A 19166-nucleotide genomic window follows, 5' to 3' on the forward strand; every position below is an offset into this window, starting at 1 on the left:
GCCATCACAATTAGCGACTTGTTAAATGCCTCTTTAAATAACACTCTTTGTGTGTTTCTCAAACCACATAAAATTCCGTATTTCCAAGATAATTAAAATCAGAACGATTGACCATTCTTCAGAGTCGTAGTTAACACTCATACCATGCAAAATTGGATTCCTGTTAAAACTGGATTCGTTTTGTTGACCCTCAAACAATTTATTTATGAACGCATTAAAATATCGGGCATTATCCGTAATAGCGAACAAAAGCCTGCGATCCCAGATTTCCGTCGACACATTAGGTCTAAACTTATCTGCCTGCTTCATTCCACCGTACTCTCTGAGAACCCCCTCTACTTGAGCGAAAAGCACGGGTACAGATAATGTATATTTACCATTAAAGTGAGCCTCGACTGCATCTTTGAGTATTTGCCTTCTTGACTCAAATGCCGAGTGCATTGAAGCGGCGTCATCAATATAATCAAATACGCTCTCTTGCTTGACCTTTTGTATGTATTTCGCCACCAAATGATTTTTAGTTAGCGTACCACTTCTTAAAAGCTCATCAAACTCAAGTGAGTCCGCAACGGTGATGACAGTGCCAAAAAAATACAAATCATTGTCTTTAAAAAAATTTAATAGCGGAATTCTACTTTGCGAGTATATATTCAGAAAGTCGCTTGAAAGATCAAGCACTGTTTCCAAACCACAATCACCGCATGGCATTTTTGTTTTGATAATTCTCGACCGACTTTCTTTAGATATACAGCAGTATTTATATTTTAAGTTCGACCCACAAGGGCACGGAGTATTTCTTCCTGTTTTCTTCATGGCTTTTTCCATTTCTTCCGGCATATAGTTTTATATATAGCCCTAACTGGCGCACAAAGCCATCAAGATCAAATGCAGAGTTACCCATTATAGGTGAGCTAAACATTTTTGAATGATTTTAGCACGCTCAGAATCGTGGTTATAACTACTAATAATTGATTCAAGATGTTTTTTTGAGCTGATAGGCATATGGTAAGATTTAATGCATACTCCTTGAGAAAATTTCCCTATACGTATCATCATGCCCATCTGACCTTCCTTTACAAACTCACCACCAACTGGGATGCTTAATTTAAGACGCTCAAAATCTTCCCAGTTTTGACGAAAGGTAGAAATATAACTCTCAACTTGTGCGCCAGGCACCGAGACAAACAATCCACTATGCCTCAAATCAGCCCCCGGGAAATAATATTTCATTTCCCATGATTCTTATTGTACTTTCAACTTACCTCCGCACGGTAGAGGTTCTTCATAAAACCCACTGTTCATCCATACCGCCCTGCTTACCAAAATGTTGAAATTCCATATTTACCGTGTAACAGGCGCGTTTTTTCACTGACTTTGTTTTTTGCCACACAGGCCGGCGGTGTAATGTTGCTCACGAACCTAATGCTCCAGCAGTCGGAGCACACCATCTGATGAAATTTCGGAATCTTTCTCCACCCATCTTAGAGCACAAAGAGGCCCTTAAGGGCATGCCTAAGCTGACAGATAGGCCAGCCACGCACAGCACGCGTATGACTTGGTGCGCCACTGTGTCCGACACGGAGGGTGAGTGGTCATGGAGAGAGTCTAGTAGCTGGACAGAGGAAGAATGGGCCACAGAGCTTTCTCGCGAACTTGTTCCTCTAACTCAAATGACGTGGTCTGAGATTTCCTGACTTAAAACTGGAGAAAACAAGAGGCGGAACCGTAGGAAACCGCACCACCCTCAGGAGGTTGCAACCATTACTCCGGAAGCTCAAGCTCGATGGGCTGAATTGGAACTTGACCAGTTTGATACCGCGTATCGATTCCGTTTAGGTGGGACAAAGCGAGCATGGGGGTTTCAATATGGGAGCCATTTTTGCCTTGTCTGGTACGAACGCCACCATAAGATATATCCAACTTCTTGATGCGCACATTTACGCATCACAGAAGTCGAGGGCGGCCCCGCAGAAGAACCAAGACTTTTGACGCGGGTCGACCATCTATTCCCTCATCGCCACCCTCTTGGGGAGCATCATTGCGATGAAAGATGAAGCCGCTTCTTGATCATTGTCAACGCCGTAACGAGGCCCCCTCCCCTTGGGCGATTTCCGGCACAGCCGGGACCGCTACTAGCCAATGACGCTCAGCTCAGCCCCTCAGCACGTAGAGGGTTCATCCGCGCGATTTAATGCATATATCCCAGCAATTTGCTCCACCGCGTCAGCAATTTCCGCACCATTACGGATCAATTCTGCGAAATCATAAATTGCCGCCGCCCCGCTTCCACTGGCCAGTGCAGACGCCATCAACTCATTAACATGAACATCGATACTCGCTTCAATCTCCTCACGATCTAAAGGTTCTTTAACAGAAAGTGTTTTGATGATTACCAGGGCTTCGGTCGTTTCATCAATGCCATACAACTCGTAAAAAATTTGCCCCAACGTTCCTGTCGGTATCGATTTCAATCGATTCCATTCACCTAGGTCGGTTTTCTCCTTACGTGCTTTTTCAAATTGAAGCCGCAGCTTTGAGGCAATGGTGCCAGCCGAGCGTTCCTTGTTGGAGTACTTATGGTTCGAGTTAGACGAAACTGTTTGCACGACCCGCCACAGCAGGCTCCACACGTCTCTGGTGCTGTAATATTTCAACGCCGTGTAAATCGCGCTTTTGATTTCTTCCGTCTTGTGCTCAGGAAAAACTTGCCTGAATTCCTGCAACTGATTGGTCAGGTAGGCCATGCAATCGGCCACGGCGTAGTCGTACCAAAGCGCCAACATGCCTTCGTTCGTAAACGGTCGTACAACCAACTCATTGAAAGCTTCCTCGCCTCCTCCTAGGAGTTCATCAGGTACCAGCATGAACCGGACTTTGTCGTTGTAGTAATTCAGTCCATTGGCATTTACAAAATAAGCACTCGTACCAGCAGCGTGAGGATTGTCTGACAGTACGCCAGCCCTCCAGAGCCGCTTGATGAACATTTCCGAATCCATAGGCGCTAGAGCATGGCAATCGCGGAAAGAAAAACTGCCACCGAACATTCGAGGAGCGATGGCGCGTTCAAGTGCTACCAGGATGAATGCTAGGTCATTCGGGATACTTGAATAATCAGTCGTTTTCGCTGTGACTCGCTCTGCATGCTGCGCAACTTGCTCTTGCAAGTCAGCCGCCGCTTTCGCCTCAACTAATCGCTTTGCCTCGCCCATTTTGTCCTTGCATGCCGCGCAAGGCCACAGCGGGTGCTGCTTGAATCTCTTCACCTCGGATCTGCTTGTTATAACCAGCGCGCAGCCGCAGACCGAACAGTTTTGGTTCTCGTCGTACACGGTGCAATGCGTTCTGACATAGGCAGCGAGTGCATGCGGCTTGAGGACCTCGCGAAATGGCAGCATCGCGCTCACGTTCTCGACAGGCTTACATTCTTCGTTCAGTGCCCAGTAGCGCTGGACCAGTGCAATAACTTCAGGATCGGTAGCGTGGATCTCTAATTTGATGGCCATCGTGCAATCGGTCCGAGGAGGTGGTTTCGAAGTGGTTGGGGCTCGGTAGCCATCCTACTCAAATTCTGGCAATTGGCCATAGAGTTGCCCAAGGGGATAGCAAGGGGACTTAGATTCCGTGGATCGAGTTGCCGAAGGTAGCAACTGGCAGGGTCGAATCAGGACTGTTCAGTTTGCCCCACCGCACCAGGAAGAACTTCAGTACCTCCCACGTAGGAGTCATGCGGAGTCTTGAATGGAAATAGGCGGAAATCGGTGCAGGCCTGAGCGCCTTGAGCAGCCGCTAATTGCCTCCGGCGAACGATATGCCACTCAGGGGCTGGCAAATTTTTGTTGCAGCGCCTTTGGGCCCTGGCGGGGCTTGGAATGCGCGTAGGGGCGCGAAGTTTACATTTTGCTGAAAAAAACGGCTCCATTTCGAGCGAAAAATCATACTCAAGGTTTACATTTCGCATAGCAGGATGCGGAAAACAGGAAGGTTTACATTTTTTCAGTTTTTTTCGAGCTTTTTGATAGGAACGCCAATCTTCAGGCGCTTAGAAATGCCTAGAATATTGGATTTTGGCACTAAAACAGGACAGGTTATGGCTATTTCCGAAAGGTTTACATAGGCGATCTACCGGAACTAACGTCGCGGTAAAGCGATCGCACAGGACTACCGCGCCACGGGCCAGCGCCGGACGGATCACCTCGGCCAGATGCTGGGCTCGCGCGGCGAACACCAAGAGCAGCTCGGTATCGGGGTTCATGACCTCATTGACCGGGGCCAACAGCACGTCGCGAATCCGCTCAGCCAGGGGCGTGCCGCCGGGCTCCCGGGTCAACACCACCTCGATCCCGGCAGCGCGCAGACGCTCGGCCAGGTATTCGCGATTGGTGCTCTTGCCGGCGCCTTCCGGGCCTTCCAGGGTAATAAACAAGCCAGTCACAGGCAGTCCTTAGTCAGAGTCATTGCGGGCTTTGCGGCGCGGGCGCATCCGCTTCGGGTGCTGGCGCAGATTCTTGTGTGGGATCTTGTACGGGATCTTGCACAGAGTCTTGCGGCGCTACTGGCGGCATTTCTTCGGGCGCCGCATTGGGCGAAGCCGCCGAGATTGGCGCCTGGGCATCCTCCGTCGACGGCGTAACAGTCGGCGCAGGGCTGGACCGGTAATCGGCACGTCGATTGATCTGGAACTCGCGCACCGCATTGTTGTGGGCGTCCAGATCATCGGAGAACACGTGGCTGCCATCACCGCGCGCGACAAAATACAGGCTGTTGCCGTCCGCCGGATTCAACGCCGCATGGATCGCTTCGCGGCCCACCATCGCAATCGGCGTCGGCGGCAGGCCGGCAATAATGTAAGTGTTATACGGCGTCGGTTCCTTGAGATGGGCGCGGGTCAGCTTGCCGTTGTAACGATCACCCAAACCATAAATCACCGTTGGATCGGTCTGCAACAGCATGCCCATCTCCATGCGCCGCACGAACACGCCGGCGATCTGCCGACGCTCCTGCGGCACACCGGTTTCCTTTTCCACCAGCGAGGCCATGATCAGCGCCTGATAGGGCTCAGTGTAAGGGACGTCGGTAGCGCGCTGGTTCCATTCCTTGAGGAGGACCTCGTCGAGGCGGTCGTAAGCTTTCTTGAGCAGATCAGCGTCGGTCATACCTCGCACGAAACGATACGTGTCGGGGAAGAATCGCCCTTCGGGGAAAATCCCGCTGTGGCCGAGTTTGTCCATCACTTGGCTGTCGCTGAGACCGTTCAGGGTCTGTTCGAGTTTTTCATCCTTGGCCAGGGCCGCGCGAACCTGATGAAAATTCCAGCCTTCGACCAGCGTCAGACTGTATTGCACCATTTCTCCGCGCTTCCACAGGTCGATCAGCCCATTGACTGTCATACCAGGCACCATGCGGTATTCGCCGCTGTGCAATGGTTGCCCTGCCAGATTAAAGCGCCAATACACGCGCAGCCAGAAAGCGTCTTTGATGACGCCATCGGCTTCGAGTCGAAGGAAGGTACGGTTTGGCGTAGTGCCTTTGGGCACTTCCAGCAGCTCTTCCTGGGCGATGTTCAGCGGCTGTTCCAGCGCCGAATCGATTTTCCAGGCGCAAGCACCGGCCAACAGCCCCGCCAGAACCAATCCGGTTTCCAGCAGCAGCAAGAATTTACGTCTCACGAATCAAGCATCCAGTAGCGCACGGGCAATGGTTTGGAGTTTACGGGTGAGCGGCCCAACCGGCCAGCTCAGTGCGGCATAGGCGCGCACCGGCCAAACGCCATACACGCTGTTGCAGACAAAGACCTCGTCAGCCCATTGCAGCTGCTCGAGGGTGATATCGGTGATTTGCGTGGGAATCCCCAATGACTTGGCTTGAAACAATAATTCGGCGCGCATCACGCCCGCCACGCCACAGCGTTTGAGATTGGCGGTCACCAGCACGCCATCGCGTACCAGGAACAGATTACTGAACACGCCTTCGATCACCCGCCCGACCTGATCCAGCATCAAGCCTTCGGCATGCTCGGTGTCCTGCCATTCGGAACGGGCAATGACCTGCTCCAGACGATTCAAATGCTTGAGACCGGCGAGCAATGGCTGTTTGGAAAGCCGTGTTGCACAAGGAAACAGACGAACGCCCTGCTCCGCATGAACAGCCGGATAAGCCGCAGGAGGATTGCCTTGCAGAATGCGCCGAGCCTGAGCCGAGGGATCGACGGCGTAACCGCGCAGGCTGTCGCCGCGGGTGAGGATCAGTTTGAGCACGCCCTCGCCCAGCGCGGCGGCATAGGCCAGCAGCTCTGCACGGATCAGTTGATGATCAGCGGCAATCGCCAAGCGCGAACACCCCTCCGCCAGACGCGACAGATGTCGATCCAGCAGCAGCGGCTGCCCGCCCTTGACCGCAACGGTTTCGAACAGACCGTCACCGTAAGCCAGGCCGCGATCCTTCAGCGACAAAGCGTCAGCCGGTTGACCGTCGACCCAGCTGTCCATCAGCCAGCGAACCGGCGGAACACCAGCGAGCCATTGGTACCGCCAAATCCGAAGGAGTTGGACAGCACGACGTCGATATCCATCCCACGCGCGGTGTGGGGTACGAAGTCGAGGTCGCAGCCTTCGTCCGGCTCATCGAGGTTGATGGTCGGCGGCGCTACCTGGCTGTTGATTGCCAGCACGCTGAAAATCGCCTCGACCGCGCCCGCCGCACCCAACAGGTGACCGGTCATGGACTTGGTCGAACTGACCGCCAGCTTGTAGGCATGATCGCCGAACACGGACTTGATCGCACAGGCTTCGGCGAGGTCGCCAGCCGAGGTCGAAGTGCCGTGAGCGTTGATGTACTGAACCTGATCGCTATTGATCTTCGCATCGCGCAGGGCATTGGTGATGCAACGCGCAGCACCCGCGCCATCGGCCGGTGGCGAGGTCATGTGGTAAGCATCGCCACTGGTGCCGAAACCGATCAACTCGGCGTAGATGGTCGCGCCACGGGCCTTGGCGTGCTCCAGTTCTTCGAGCACCAGTGCGCCGGCGCCATCGGACAGCACGAAGCCATCACGACCCTTGTCCCATGGACGGCTGGCGCGGGTCGGCTCGTCGTTGCGGGTCGACAGTGCGCGGGAGGCACCGAAGCCGCCCATGCCCAGACCACACGCGGCCATCTCGGCACCGCCGGCGATCATCACGTCGGCTTCGTCGTACATGATGTTGCGTGCCGCCATGCCGATGCAGTGTGTACCGGTAGTACACGCGGTGGCGATGGCGTAGTTAGGTCCCTGTGCCCCCAGATGGATGGACAGGAAACCGGAAATCATGTTGATGATCGAGCCAGGCACGAAAAACGGAGAAATCCGTCGTGGGCCGGAATCATGCAGTGTGCGGCTGGTCTCTTCGATATTGGTCAGGCCGCCAATACCCGAACCCATGGCCACGCCGATCCGCTCGCGATTGGCGTCGGTGACCTCAAGGCCTGCGTTACGCACGGCTTGAAAACCTGCAGCCAGACCATATTGAATGAACAGGTCGAGTTTGCGAGCTTCCTTGACCGACAGGTATTCCTCGACATTGAAGCCCTTTACCGAGCCGCCAAAACGGGTGGAATAGGCAGAAAGGTCGGTGTGTTCGATCAGACCAATGCCACTGCGGCCAGCCAGAATGCCCTGCCAGCTGCTCGGCACATCCGTGCCCAGTGGCGACAACATACCCATACCGGTGACTACGACGCGTCTACGCGACACAGCACTCTCCTTTTTCAAATGACGACTTTGCATCAGGCCTAAAGAAAAAACCGCACGCCAGGATGGCAGTGCGGTTTTTCCATGACAGCGAGCGACGACTAAAAACTATTACGCCTGGTGGCTGGTAACGTAGTCGATTGCTGCTTGTACAGTAGTGATCTTCTCAGCTTCTTCGTCAGGGATTTCGGTCTCGAATTCCTCTTCCAGAGCCATCACCAGCTCAACAGTGTCAAGGGAGTCGGCACCCAGGTCTTCAACGAAGGAAGCAGTGTTGACCACTTCTTCTTCTTTAACGCCCAGTTGCTCAGCAACGATTTTCTTGACGCGCTCTTCGATGGTGCTCATACCTTGTTTTCACTCCTAATGGACAAATTCAGGCAGCTGGCCGGTGGGTAAGTGTATAGAAAGACTTTTCAGTTTTTCAACTGAAAGCTTCACTCCTCAAACCCGGCGACCCTCTGTCTATAAATAGATTGCAGCTTTATAACGGATTTTAGACAGCTCGTATGACATTTTTTTGAAGCAATCCGTCACATTTAACTCATGTACATCCCGCCGTTCACCGGGATTGTAGCCCCAGTAACGTAAGCCGCACCGTCGGATGCAAGAAAAGCGACCACAGACGCGATCTCTTGAGCTTGCCCCAGACGACCCAGCGGAATCTGCGTCTGCAAGGCTTCACGCTGCGCCTCGGGCAGTTCACGGGTCATATCGGTGTCGATGAACCCTGGGGCCACCGAGTTTACCGTAATCGAACGCGAACCGACTTCACGCGCCAATGCACGGCTGAAACCTTCCAGACCGGCCTTGGCGGCAGCGTAGTTTACTTGGCCTGCGTTGCCCATGGCACCCACAACCGAACCAATACTGATAATTCGTCCCCAACGGGCTTTGGTCATGCCGCGCAAAACGCCCTTGGACAGGCGGAACAAGCTGTTCAGGTTGGTATCGACAACGTCATGCCATTCGTCGTCTTTCATGCGCATCATCAGGTTATCGCGGGTGATACCGGCATTATTGACCAGGATCGCCGGCGCACCGAATTGCTCCTGAATGCTCGCCAGCACGGCCGCTACGGACTCATCGCTGGTGACATTGAGTTCCAGGCCTGTGCCCTGAATACCATTTTCTTTCAGGGTCGCAGCGATACGCTCGGCCCCCGAAGCGGAAGTCGCGGTGCCGATAACAACGGCACCCTGACGACCCAATTCCAGAGCGATAGCCTGGCCGATGCCACGGCTGGCACCGGTGACCAGTGCAACTTTACCTTGCAGACTCATGCAAGCTTCTCCTTGTTCAGGCCAGCGCTGCGCGGGCGGCAGCGAAAGCGTCTGGGGTATTGAGGTTAGAGGTCGACACGCCTTCGGCGCAACGTTTGTTCAGACCGGCAAGCACTTTACCAGGGCCGCACTCGACCAGTTGGGTCGCACCCTTGGCGGCCAGCGTCTGGACCGATTCGACCCAGCGTACAGGCTTGTAGAGCTGTTCGAGCAGATCGCGCTTGAGGGTTTCCAGATCGGCCGGCACGGTGGCGCTGACGTTCTGTACCACAGGGATCTGCGGCGCTTGCCAGTCGATCGCCGCGATCGATTCGGCGAACCGCTCGGCGGCTGGGCGCATCAATTCGCAATGAGACGGCACGCTGACAGGCAATGGCATGGCGCGCTTGGCGCCCCGCGCCTTGCAGCCTTCGATGGCGCGCTCGACCGCCGCCTTGGCGCCAGCGATCACTACCTGGCCCGGGGAGTTGAAATTGACCGCGCTCACCACTTCGCCTTGCGCCGCTTCGGCACAGGCTGCCAGCACGTCGGCATCTTCCAGACCAAGGATCGCGGCCATGCCGCCCTGCCCGGCCGGAACAGCCTCTTGCATCAGCTGACCGCGACGCTCTACCAGTTTCACTGCGTCGCCCAGGCTCAGACTGCCTGCAGCCACCAAGGCGCTGTATTCGCCCAGGCTGTGACCGGCAACGTACGCCGGACGCGCGCCGCCTTCAGCCAGCCACAGACGCCACAAGGCGATCGAGGCGGTCAGAATGGCCGGCTGGGTTTTATCGGTTTGATTGAGTTGTTCTTCCGGCCCTTGCTGGGTCAGTGCCCACAGGTCGTAACCCAGAGCATCGGAAGCTTCTTTGAATGTTTCGAGGACCACCGGATGTTGCGCGCCCAACTCGGCCAGCATGCCGAGGGACTGCGAACCCTGTCCTGGAAAGACGAATGCGAGGGAAGCAGACATGTAACAAGCCCCTAATGATCTTGTCGTCGGAGAATGACGTCCCGTTTCCGGAACGCAAGAAACTCACAGTTGGATGGCCCATTGAACTGAGCGGTCACATTTAAGCATTGTCCGACGAAAACGCCTAAGGCAACAAATCTTCCAGGCGCCCATGAAGCCGCTCCGGCAGGTTTTCCTGGATCTCGATCAGCGCTCGCTGTATCGCACTCTGAAAACCCTGCACCCCCGCCGAACCGTGGCTTTTCACGACAATTCCCTGCAAACCGAGGAAACTTGCGCCGTTATGTCGTGCCGGCGCCAGCTCAGCCTGCAAGCGTTTCATCAGCGGCAGCGCCAGCGCACCCACCACTTTGGACGCGAAATTTTTCTTGAATAACGCCTCGATGCGCCCGGCAATCATGGTCGCCAGGCCTTCGCTGGACTTGAGCAGGATATTGCCGACAAAGCCGTCACACACCACCACATCCGCCTCGCCACGGTACAAGCCGTCACCTTCGACAAACCCGATGTAGTTGATGCCACGAGCATTCTGCAACAACGTAGCCGCCAGTTTGACCTGCTGATTGCCCTTGATGTCTTCCGTACCGATGTTCAGCAATGCGACCCTCGGGCGAACGATGCCCAGGGTTTCTGCCGCGACCGAACCCATCACTGCAAACTGCAACAAGTGCTCGGCAGTGCAATCGACATTGGCACCCAGATCGAGCAACTGGCAGTAGCCCTTCTGCGTCGGAATGGCCGCGATCATTGCCGGTCGATCAATGCCCGGCAAGGTCTTGAGCACAAAACGCGACAACGCCATCAGCGCGCCGGTATTGCCGGCACTGACGCAGGCCTGGACCTTGCCGTCTCGCAGCAACTCCAGCGCCACGCGCATCGACGAATCGGGCTTGCCACGCAAGGCCTGGGCAGGTTTTTCGTCCATGGTGATGACTTCGGACGCCGGCACAATCGACAGGCGCGCGCGATCCACAGCCGATTGGCCAGAGAGCAGTTCTTCAAGAAGGGAGGGTTGACCGACGAGGGTCAGGTGCAGCGAGGGTGTAGCAGACAGACAAGCAAGGCTGGCCTGAACAATGCTGCGGGGACCGAAGTCCCCGCCCATTGCGTCAATCGCGATGACTTGAGCGGACAAGTGATTACTCGTCAGCGCCCTTGTCGATCACTTTACGGCCACGGTATACGCCTTCTGGCGATACGTGGTGACGCAGGTGAACTTCACCGGTGGTTTTTTCTACAGACAGGGTGCTAGCCTCGAGAGCGTCGTGCGAACGACGCATGTCACGGGCAGAGCGGGATTTTTTGTTCTGCTGAACAGCCATAATTGATTAACTCCTAAACGTTTGGGTCACGCTTTAACTGCGCCAATACACTGAACGGGTTGGACCGCGTTACCTCGTCCTCGCTCGGTTCGGGCTCATCGAGACCCGCCGGCTGCTGGCATTCTTCCGGATGATGAGCAGGCACAATGGGCAAGGCGAGCAAAAGCTCCTCCTCGATCAGTGACTGCAGATCCAAAGGATCTTCGCCCAGTTCCAGCACGTCATAACCTTTCGGCAACGACTGGGTATTCGCACCCTCCTTCACCACAGCATAACTGCATTCGCTATGGATCGGCAGGGTGACCAGCTCAAGACAACGCTGGCAAACCATTTTGACTTCGGTGTCGATAAAACTGTGAATTACCACAGATTTACGTTCATCTCGTTCAAAAACGAATTTAGCCTGCACCGTACCGACAGTATCGGAAAGCGGGTCGCAGAGTCTCTCCAAATCGGCCAGCAGCAGTTCACCTTGAAGGGTGGTGCCACGGTCAGCCAATTTGCGCGGGTCAACGTGAGGTGGAATCGGGTCATTCAACATAGGCGCAGCATTATAGGGATGCCCCCAGCCATGTCAAAGGAAATTCAGCCCTGCCCGTCACTTGAGCCTGCGCTAGAATTCGCCCCTGCCCTTTGGAGATGCGCATGCTGCCTTTATTACTCGCTTCAAGCTCGGCCTATCGCCGGCAATTGCTGGCCCGTTTGCAGTTGCCGTTCACGTGCAGCTCGCCGGATATCGACGAAAGTCATCGCCCGGGCGAGTCAGCCATCGAACTGGTAAAGCGCCTCGCCGAAGAAAAAGCCCGCGCACTGGCAGGCAGTCATCCGGCCCACCTGATCATCGGCTCGGATCAGGTCGCGGTACTCGGCGAGCGGATCATCGGCAAGCCTCACACCTTCGAAAAGGCCCGTGAACAACTATTGGCATCCAGCGGCGCGAGCGTGACCTTCCTGACCGGCCTGGCACTGCTCAACAGCCAGACCAGCCACTGCCAGGTCGACTGCGTGCCCTTTACCGTACACATGCGCGCACTCGACGCAGCGCGCATCGAACGCTATCTGCGCGCTGAACAGCCCTATGACTGCGCTGGCAGCTTCAAGGCCGAAGGTTTGGGGGTGAGCCTGTTTCAAAGCACCGAAGGCCCTGACGCCACCAGCCTGATCGGCCTGCCGTTGATACGCCTGATCGATATGTTGCTGGCTGAAGGCGTGCAGATACCTTAAAGATCAAACGAGGCTGCGATCTTTTGACTTAAAAAAAACCGGCAAAAGCCGGTTTCTTTATGCAGCCAGACGATCAGCGCAGCGAAGGCCCCTGGAAGCCCATCCACATTGCCAAATGCTCAGCCACGCTGGCCCCGAGCTTTTTCGAGAAGCGATCGAATGGCGACTCCTCAACAGTGAAATCCACCAGCTCTTTCTCGCCGATCACATCACGGGCAACCGAACTGGCATTGCCCAACCCATCGATCAAGCCCAGCGACAGGGCCTGCTCACCCGACCAGATCAGCCCGGAGAACAGCTCCGGATGCTCTTTATCCTTCAGGCGATCACCACGACCCTTCTTGACGCTATTGATGAACTGCTGATGGGTGGTATCGAGCACGCTCTGCCAGAATTGGATTTCCGCGGGCTTCTGCGGCTGAAACGGATCGAGGAACGATTTGTGCTCACCAGAGGTGTAGGTACGACGCTCGACACCCAACTTCTCCATGGTCCCGACAAAACCGTAGCCGGCCGCCGTCACACCAATGGAACCCACCAGGCTCGCCTTGTCGGCGTAGATCTGATCCGCGGCGCTAGCGATGTAATAGGCACCGGAAGCACCCAGATCCGAGATCACCGCATAAACCTTGGTATCTGGATGCAGGCCGCGCAAACGACGGATCTCGTCGTAGACATAACCCGACTGCACCGGACTGCCGCCAGGGCTGTTGATTCGCAGAACCACACCCTTGACCTTCTTGTCCTCGAAGGCTGCACGCAGACTGCCGACGATATTGTCGGCACTGGCCGGCTCTTTGTCGGCAATCATGCCCGTTATATCGATCAGCGCCGTGTAGCCAGAGCCGAGGGCGGCGCCTTTCTCCATGCTTATCATCGGCGATAACAGAACCAACAAGCCGAACAGGTACAGAAAAGTCAGCGACTTGAAGAATATCCCCCAGCGACGGGACCGTCGCTGTTCCTGCACGCCAGCGAGCAAGGTTTTTTCCAGTAGCTTCCAGCTTTTCTCGTCGCCCGTTTCCGCACTCGCCTTGGCGGGCGCTTTCCATTCGTCGGTCATGCCATATACCCCAGCAAAAAAACCCATTAAACCCGCTGATTCAGCCAGGCGTGCAACTCTGAAAAACGATCGATGGCCAGTTTCGGTTCGAACAGCTTCAAGGCTTCGATTGATTGAGCGCCATAGCTGACCGCCACCGAATCCACGCCCGCGTTGCGCGCCATCTGCAGGTCGAACGACGAATCGCCGACCATCAGCGCCTGCTCCGGACGAACCTCGCAATGGGCGAGAATCTGCTCAAGCATCAGCGGATGGGGCTTGCTGGCGGTTTCATCAGCGGCGCGGGTGACATCGAAATAATCCTCCCAGCCGTGAGACTTCAGCACCCGATCCAGCCCACGACGAGCTTTGCCGGTCGCTACTGCCAGATGATACCCCTCGACACGAAACGCTTCGAGAGACTCGACAACGCCCTCAAACAGTGGCGAAGGCACGGCTTCCGACGCAATGTAGTGATCCGCATAGTGCTGACGGAATGCTACCAGTTCGGAGTCGCCAATCTCGGGATACAGGGTGCGAATCGCTTCCGGCAAGCCCAGACCGATAATGCCTTTGACGGCAAAATCATCACGCAACTGAAAACCGGACCGCTCGGATGCGACATGCATCGCCTCGACAATCCGACCAATGGAGTCAGCGAGTGTGCCGTCCCAATCGAAAATCAGCAGCTTGTAATCAGTAGGGTGCACTCAAGCGCTCCACGGTTTTGGCCCACATCTCGTCGACCGGCGCCTGCAACTTGAGCTCACCGCCATCAGGCAGCGGCACCGTCAGCATGTAGGCGTGCAGAAACAGACGCTTGCCGCCGAGATCACGAATCTCTTTGCTGAAACCTTCATCGCCGTACTTGGTATCACCAGCAATGCAATGTCCGGCATGCAGAGTATGGACGCGAATCTGGTGAGTGCGACCCGTGATCGGCTTGGCTTCGATCAGGGTAGCGAAGTCGCCAAAACGACGCAGGACCTTGAACACGGTCACAGACTCCTTGCCCTCCTCCTCGTCCACTTCGACCATCCGCTCGCCGGAGCGCAGATTGCTCTTGCCCAGCGACGCACGGACTTGCTTGATCGAGGTCGCCCAGTTGCCGCGCACCAGCGCCATGTAGCGCTTATCGACGCCATCGCCGCGCAATGCCGTGTGCAAGTGGCGCAACATGCTGCGCTTTTTGGCAATCATCAGCAGGCCGGAGGTATCACGATCGAGACGATGAACCAGCTCGAGCTCCTTGCAATCGGGACGCAACTGACGAAAGGCTTCAATCACGCCGTAGGTCAAGCCACTGCCACCATGAACCGCAATGCCGCAAGGCTTGTTGACCACGATCAGCGCCTTGTCTTCATAGACAATCGCGGCCTCGAGCCGCTGCAGCAGACCTTGGGCCAGCGGCACAGGTTCGTCGCGCTCAGGCACGCGAACCGGCGGCACGCGCACGATATCGCCCGCCTGCAGCTTGTATTCGGGCTTGATCCGACCTTTGTTCACCCGCACTTCGCCCTTGCGCAAAATGCGGTAAATCAAGGTCTTGGGCACGCCTTTGAGCCGAGCGAGAAGGAAGTTATCAATACGTTGGCCGGCATATTCCGGCGAGACCTCCAGCAGTTGTACGGCTGGGGTCGAAGGGGCAGTAGTCGTCATGGTGCGGATGATAACAATTTTTTATGGAATTGAAGCACTTAATCATTGCTGCTATAGTCGCGAACGCCGCCAAAAGTGGCCTGGACAGCGGACTAACGGTCAAAAACCGGCCCTGACCAACGCAATTCACGAGGACGAGAGGCCGTCCTACGGGGCTTTCGCTACGTAACGGCAGAGTTTGCAGTTGTAACGAGCGCAGGTGACATAAGGCCTGAATCATGCCGCAAAGCAGAGTTTTCACTCGCCTTCCGAGCAAATATTCACGGCCAGTTCACAAAGTGCAGTCAGCTGCGAACGACCCCGAGCGAACGCTTCGGAAACACCGCCTAAATTAGCCATGATGCGTGACCTCCCCTTTCGGAGCTCACGGTAAATGCCAACCCGCTGCGGATTCTGCGCGCGGCAGCACCCGAATTATCAGGGATACGTGTAGGGTGGAGATGCACAACCGCTGGACTGTGTAGCAATAGGCTTTATCAAGACGCTTCATCTCGTCCACAGCCGCCGGTTGATTCCTCCTCCTGACTGAGTGCTTAAGTAGCCACAGCAAGCAGGACGCGTACGTCGCGACACCGGCCCAATTGGCCGGGGTTCGCTAGACACTGGAGTGGCCAACCACTCCTGACGCACCTGACACCGACCGTGAGAAGTCGTGTGTGCCGAACGCCGTTTCCGGCAGCCCGGAAACCGACGGTACTACATGAAAAGAATGCTGATTAACGCAACTCAACCCGAAGAGTTGCGTGTTGCACTGGTAGATGGCCAGCGCCTCTACGACCTGGACATCGAATCCGGTGCACGCGAGCAGAAGAAGGCCAACATCTATAAAGGCCGGATTACTCGCATCGAACCAAGCCTTGAGGCTGCCTTTGTCGATTTCGGCTCTGAGCGCCACGGCTTCCTGCCCCTCAAAGAAATCTCCCGCGAATACTTCAAGAAAGCCCCCGAAGGCCGCGTCAACATCAAGGACGTCCTGAGCGAAGGCCAGGAAGTCATCGTTCAGGTCGAAAAAGAAGAACGTGGCAACAAGGGCGCCGCCCTGACCACTTTCATCAGCCTGGCCGGTCGTTACCTGGTGCTGATGCCGAACAACCCGCGTGCCGGCGGTATCTCCCGTCGCATCGAAGGTGAAGAGCGCAACGAACTGCGTGAAGCCCTGAACGGCCTGGTTGCCCCGGCCGACATGGGCCTGATCGTTCGCACTGCCGGCCTTGGCCGCAGCAGCGAAGAAATGCAGTGGGATCTCGATTACCTGCTGCAACTCTGGACCGCCATCAAAGAAGCTTCGCTGGATCGCTCCGCGCCGTTCCTGATCTACCAGGAAAGCAACGTGATCATCCGCGCCATCCGCGATTACCTGCGCCAGGACATCGGCGAAGTGCTGATCGACAGCGTTGAAGCCCAGGACGAAGCCCTGACCTTCATTCGCCAGGTGATGCCGCAGTACGCCAGCAAAATCAAGCTGTACGAAGACAGCGTTCCGCTGTTCAACCGTTTCCAGATCGAAAGCCAGATCGAAACCGCCTTCCAGCGCGTCGTCGAACTGCCTTCCGGCGGCTCCATCGTTATCGATCCGACCGAAGCCCTGGTGTCCATCGACATCAACTCGGCGCGCGCCACCAAAGGCAGCGACATCGAAGAAACCGCACTGCAGACCAACCTTGAAGCCGCCGAAGAAATCGCCCGTCAGTTGCGCTTGCGCGACATCGGCGGCCTGATTGTCATCGACTTCATCGACATGACCCCTGCCAAGAACCAGCGCGCCGTGGAAGAAAAAGTCCGCGAATGCCTGGAAGCCGACCGCGCTCGCGTGCAAGTCGGTCGCATCTCGCGCTTCGGCCTGCTGGAAATGTCCCGTCAGCGCCTGCGTCCATCCCTGGGCGAAAGCAGTGGCATCGTCTGCCCGCGTTGCAACGGCACCGGCATCATCCGTGACGTTGAATCGCTGTCGCTGGCGATCCTGCGCCTGATCGAAGAAGAAGCCCTGAAAGACCGCACCGCCGAAGTTCGCGCACAAGTGCCGATTCCGGTTGCAGCTTTCCTGCTCAACGAAAAACGCAACTCGATCACCAAGATCGAACTGCGCACCCGTGCCCGCATCGTCATTCTGCCGAACGATCACCTCGAAACGCCGCACTTCGAAGTTCAGCGCCTGCGCGATGACAGCCCGGAAGCTGCCGTCGGCCAGTCCAGCTACGAAATCGCCGCTGCCGCTGCCGAAGTCGAAGAAGTCCAGCCAGCCGCCGCGACCCGCACCCTGGTTCGCCAGGAAGCCGCGGTCAAGACGGCTCCGGCCCGCGCCAACGCTCCGGTTCCGACCGAAGTCGTCGCGGCTCCGGTGGCTGCACCGGCCGTTGCCCCAGAGCCAAGCCTGTTCAAAGGCCTGGTGAAGTCGCTGGTCAGCCTGTTCGCCACCAAGGAAGAGCCTGCTGCGCCGGTTGTGGTTGAAAAGCCAGCCACCGAACGCCCTGCTCGCAACGAAGAGCGCCGCAACGGCCGTCAACAGAGCCGCAACCGTAATGGTCGCCGCGATGAAGAGCGCAAGCCTCGTGAGGAACGTGCACCGCGTGAAGAACGCGCACCACGTGAGCCACGTGAAGCCCGCGAAGAAGCTCCAGCAGTTGCCCAGGAACGCGCTCCGCGCGAAGAGCGCGCACCACGCGCCCCTCGTGAAGAACGTGCACCGCGCGCCCCGCGTGAAGATCGCAAGCCACGTGGCGAGCGTGAAGAACGTCCGGTTCGTGAATTGCGCGAGCCTCTGGATGCCGCTCCGGCCGCCGCTGCCAGCGCTGAAGAGCGTCCAGCCCGTCAGCCACGTGAAGAACGCGCTCCACGCCCACCGCGTGAAGAACGTCAGCCACGTACCGAGCAAGCCGCTGCTGCCGTTGCTGAAGAAGAGTTGACCACCAACGAAGAGCAACTGCAGGAAGACGGTCAGGAAGGCGCCGAAGGCGATCGTCCACGCCGCCGCTCCCGTGGCCAGCGTCGTCGCAGCAACCGTCGTGAGCGTCAACGCGATGCCAACGGCAATGTGATCGAAGGTTCGGAAGAGTCCGAATCGGCTGAAAACGCCGAAGCGCCAAGCGCTGCCGATCTGGCCGCCGGCCTGGCTGTTACCGCAGCCGTTGCCAGTTCCGTGATCAGCGCACCTGCTGAAGCACAAGCCAATGAGCAAGCTGAACGCGCCACTGCCGCCACGCTGGAAACCGCTCCGGTTGAAGCTCCAGTGGTTGAAGCGACCACACCTGTAGAAGTCACCGCTGCTCCGGAAATCGAAGTAGCACCGGTTCGTGAAGCACAGCCTGAAGTTGAAGCTGCCGCCGAGCCGGCCGTCGTCGCTGAACCAGTGGCTGCTACCGAGCCTGTGGTTGAAGCGCCGGCTGAACCGGTCCGTGAAGTTCGCGAAGAGCAAACCACGTTCAACTGGGTTGCCGAACCACCTGTAGCGGTCGAAGCTCCAGCGCCAGCCGCTGAAGCCCCGGTTGCTGAAGCCATGGTCTCCGAGCCAGTGGTCACAGCTGCCGAGCCTGCTCCGGTGGTTGAAGCGCCTGTGGTTGCCGAACCGGTGGTTGAAGCCGCCCCTGTCAGTGCCCTGACCCCAAGTGGCCGTGCGCCGAACGACCCGCGTGAAGTACGTCGTCGCAAGCGTGAAGCCGAGCGTCTGCAGAAGGAAGCCGAACTGGCTGCCGCTGCTGCTCCGGCCGCTGCCGAGCCAGCCCCGGTTGTTGCTGAAGTTGTCGAGGCAGCCCCTGCCCCGGCCGCTGAAGTCGCTGCCGAACCGGTTGAATCCGCGATCGACGAAGCACCGCGCTCCGTTCAGGAAGCGGTAGAGCAACACGAGCAAGCCCAGGAAAAAGAGCACGAGCCTAAACCCCTCGCCTGATTCCATCGGCCACTAAAAAGCCCCGCCTGGTGATCCAGGCGGGGCTTTTTTATGTTTGCAGGGAAGCAGCGG

17 protein-coding genes and 1 pseudogene are annotated in these 19166 nt (G+C 56.7%); 2 read left to right on the forward strand and 16 right to left on the reverse strand.

The genetic code is table 11. The features are described 5' to 3' along the window. Positions 1 to 33: 33 nt before the first annotated feature. The 13 genes and pseudogenes from AC1RQB_RS16030 to AC1RQB_RS16090 all read right to left on the reverse strand — a co-directional run bounded on the left by AC1RQB_RS16030 (position 34) and on the right by AC1RQB_RS16090 (position 11827). Complete coding sequence (locus AC1RQB_RS16030) at positions 34 to 813, reverse strand: YecA family protein (RefSeq protein ID WP_081235230.1); 780 nt, start codon at positions 811 to 813, stop codon at positions 34 to 36. Positions 814 to 900: 87 nt separating this feature from the next. Next, positions 901 to 1230 carry a hypothetical protein gene (locus tag AC1RQB_RS16035; protein ID WP_131815975.1) on the reverse strand — a complete coding sequence of 110 codons (330 nt, stop codon included), beginning with the start codon at positions 1228 to 1230 and terminating at the stop codon, positions 901 to 903. Between the two features lie 929 nt (positions 1231 to 2159). Continuing rightward, positions 2160 to 3503 carry a hypothetical protein gene (locus AC1RQB_RS16040; protein WP_063341209.1) on the reverse strand — a complete coding sequence of 448 codons (1344 nt, stop codon included), beginning with the start codon at positions 3501 to 3503 and terminating at the stop codon, positions 2160 to 2162. A gap of 635 nt (positions 3504 to 4138) precedes the next feature. Beyond that, a pseudogene (gene tmk, locus AC1RQB_RS16045) lies at positions 4139 to 4432 on the reverse strand (dTMP kinase); the annotation flags it as partial. A 19-nt stretch (positions 4433 to 4451) separates the two neighbouring features. Continuing rightward, the gene (mltG, locus tag AC1RQB_RS16050) at positions 4452 to 5666 is read right to left on the reverse strand and encodes an endolytic transglycosylase MltG (protein ID WP_063341210.1); all 1215 of its coding nucleotides are present in this window, start codon (positions 5664 to 5666) and stop codon (positions 4452 to 4454) included. A 3-nt stretch (positions 5667 to 5669) separates the two neighbouring features. Next, positions 5670 to 6485 carry an aminodeoxychorismate lyase gene (pabC, locus tag AC1RQB_RS16055; protein WP_007903998.1) on the reverse strand — a complete coding sequence of 272 codons (816 nt, stop codon included), beginning with the start codon at positions 6483 to 6485 and terminating at the stop codon, positions 5670 to 5672. After that, positions 6485 to 7729 (reverse strand): beta-ketoacyl-ACP synthase II, encoded by a 1245-nt coding sequence (gene fabF / locus AC1RQB_RS16060; RefSeq protein ID WP_063341211.1) that lies wholly within the window; start codon positions 7727 to 7729, stop codon positions 6485 to 6487. The genes pabC and fabF overlap by 1 nt, the downstream gene beginning before the upstream one ends. A gap of 108 nt (positions 7730 to 7837) precedes the next feature. Then, on the reverse strand, positions 7838 to 8074 hold the full coding sequence (gene acpP, locus AC1RQB_RS16065; protein ID WP_003175607.1) for an acyl carrier protein: 237 nt from the start codon (positions 8072 to 8074) through the stop codon (positions 7838 to 7840). Between the two features lie 191 nt (positions 8075 to 8265). Next, on the reverse strand, positions 8266 to 9009 hold the full coding sequence (gene fabG / locus AC1RQB_RS16070; protein ID WP_063341212.1) for a 3-oxoacyl-ACP reductase FabG: 744 nt from the start codon (positions 9007 to 9009) through the stop codon (positions 8266 to 8268). A 16-nt stretch (positions 9010 to 9025) separates the two neighbouring features. After that, the gene (fabD, locus tag AC1RQB_RS16075) at positions 9026 to 9964 is read right to left on the reverse strand and encodes an ACP S-malonyltransferase (protein ID WP_008067777.1); all 939 of its coding nucleotides are present in this window, start codon (positions 9962 to 9964) and stop codon (positions 9026 to 9028) included. Positions 9965 to 10088: 124 nt separating this feature from the next. After that, positions 10089 to 11099: a phosphate acyltransferase PlsX gene (gene plsX / locus AC1RQB_RS16080; RefSeq protein ID WP_081235231.1), complete on the reverse strand. Its 1011-nt coding sequence runs from the start codon at positions 11097 to 11099 to the stop codon at positions 10089 to 10091. A 4-nt stretch (positions 11100 to 11103) separates the two neighbouring features. Continuing rightward, positions 11104 to 11286, reverse strand: coding sequence for a 50S ribosomal protein L32 (gene rpmF, locus AC1RQB_RS16085; RefSeq protein ID WP_003179396.1), 183 nt, complete (start codon positions 11284 to 11286; stop codon positions 11104 to 11106). 13 nt (positions 11287 to 11299) lie between these two features. Next, positions 11300 to 11827, reverse strand: coding sequence for a YceD family protein (locus tag AC1RQB_RS16090; RefSeq protein ID WP_004371317.1), 528 nt, complete (start codon positions 11825 to 11827; stop codon positions 11300 to 11302). 104 nt (positions 11828 to 11931) lie between these two features. Between AC1RQB_RS16090 and AC1RQB_RS16095 the strand changes: the two genes are divergently transcribed. Beyond that, a complete protein-coding gene (locus AC1RQB_RS16095) occupies positions 11932 to 12510 on the forward strand; it encodes a Maf family protein (protein ID WP_063341213.1) in 579 nt (192 codons plus the stop codon). A gap of 73 nt (positions 12511 to 12583) precedes the next feature. On the opposite strand, the gene sppA is transcribed toward AC1RQB_RS16095, so the two are convergent. The 3 genes from sppA to rluC are packed head-to-tail and all read right to left on the reverse strand — an operon-like array spanning position 12584 to position 15211. After that, a complete protein-coding gene (sppA, locus tag AC1RQB_RS16100) occupies positions 12584 to 13573 on the reverse strand; it encodes a signal peptide peptidase SppA (protein ID WP_063343879.1) in 990 nt (329 codons plus the stop codon). Between the two features lie 26 nt (positions 13574 to 13599). Continuing rightward, positions 13600 to 14262, reverse strand: a complete 663-nt coding sequence (locus AC1RQB_RS16105; protein ID WP_063341214.1) for an HAD-IA family hydrolase — start codon at positions 14260 to 14262, stop codon at positions 13600 to 13602. Beyond that, complete coding sequence (gene rluC, locus AC1RQB_RS16110) at positions 14249 to 15211, reverse strand: 23S rRNA pseudouridine(955/2504/2580) synthase RluC (protein WP_063341215.1); 963 nt, start codon at positions 15209 to 15211, stop codon at positions 14249 to 14251. Before rluC ends, AC1RQB_RS16105 begins: the two co-directional genes overlap by 14 nt. A gap of 700 nt (positions 15212 to 15911) precedes the next feature. On the opposite strand from rluC, the gene rne reads away from it, so the two are divergent. After that, a complete protein-coding gene (gene rne / locus AC1RQB_RS16115) occupies positions 15912 to 19094 on the forward strand; it encodes a ribonuclease E (RefSeq protein ID WP_063341216.1) in 3183 nt (1060 codons plus the stop codon). Positions 19095 to 19166 lie beyond the last annotated feature (72 nt).

This window comes from Pseudomonas sp. GW822-FHT02E03 (assembly GCF_058802325.1).

What these genes read in the sequence shown, in the direction of transcription:
- AC1RQB_RS16030 (WP_081235230.1), bottom strand. Translation starts at nt 813, where the DNA reads ATGAAGAAAACAGGAAGAAATACTCCGTGCCCTTGTGGGTCGAACTTA.
- AC1RQB_RS16035 (WP_131815975.1), bottom strand. Translation starts at nt 1,230, where the DNA reads ATGAAATATTATTTCCCGGGGGCTGATTTGAGGCATAGTGGATTGTTT.
- AC1RQB_RS16040 (WP_063341209.1), bottom strand. Translation starts at nt 3,503, where the DNA reads ATGGCCATCAAATTAGAGATCCACGCTACCGATCCTGAAGTTATTGCA.
- pabC (WP_007903998.1), bottom strand. Translation starts at nt 6,485, where the DNA reads ATGGACAGCTGGGTCGACGGTCAACCGGCTGACGCTTTGTCGCTGAAG.
- acpP (WP_003175607.1), bottom strand. Translation starts at nt 8,074, where the DNA reads ATGAGCACCATCGAAGAGCGCGTCAAGAAAATCGTTGCTGAGCAACTG.
- fabG (WP_063341212.1), bottom strand. Translation starts at nt 9,009, where the DNA reads ATGAGTCTGCAAGGTAAAGTTGCACTGGTCACCGGTGCCAGCCGTGGC.
- fabD (WP_008067777.1), bottom strand. Translation starts at nt 9,964, where the DNA reads ATGTCTGCTTCCCTCGCATTCGTCTTTCCAGGACAGGGTTCGCAGTCC.
- rpmF (WP_003179396.1), bottom strand. Translation starts at nt 11,286, where the DNA reads ATGGCTGTTCAGCAGAACAAAAAATCCCGCTCTGCCCGTGACATGCGT.
- AC1RQB_RS16090 (WP_004371317.1), bottom strand. Translation starts at nt 11,827, where the DNA reads ATGTTGAATGACCCGATTCCACCTCACGTTGACCCGCGCAAATTGGCT.
- AC1RQB_RS16095 (WP_063341213.1), top strand. Translation starts at nt 11,932, where the DNA reads ATGCTGCCTTTATTACTCGCTTCAAGCTCGGCCTATCGCCGGCAATTG.
- sppA (WP_063343879.1), bottom strand. Translation starts at nt 13,573, where the DNA reads ATGACCGACGAATGGAAAGCGCCCGCCAAGGCGAGTGCGGAAACGGGC.
- rluC (WP_063341215.1), bottom strand. Translation starts at nt 15,211, where the DNA reads ATGACGACTACTGCCCCTTCGACCCCAGCCGTACAACTGCTGGAGGTC.
- rne (WP_063341216.1), top strand. Translation starts at nt 15,912, where the DNA reads ATGAAAAGAATGCTGATTAACGCAACTCAACCCGAAGAGTTGCGTGTT.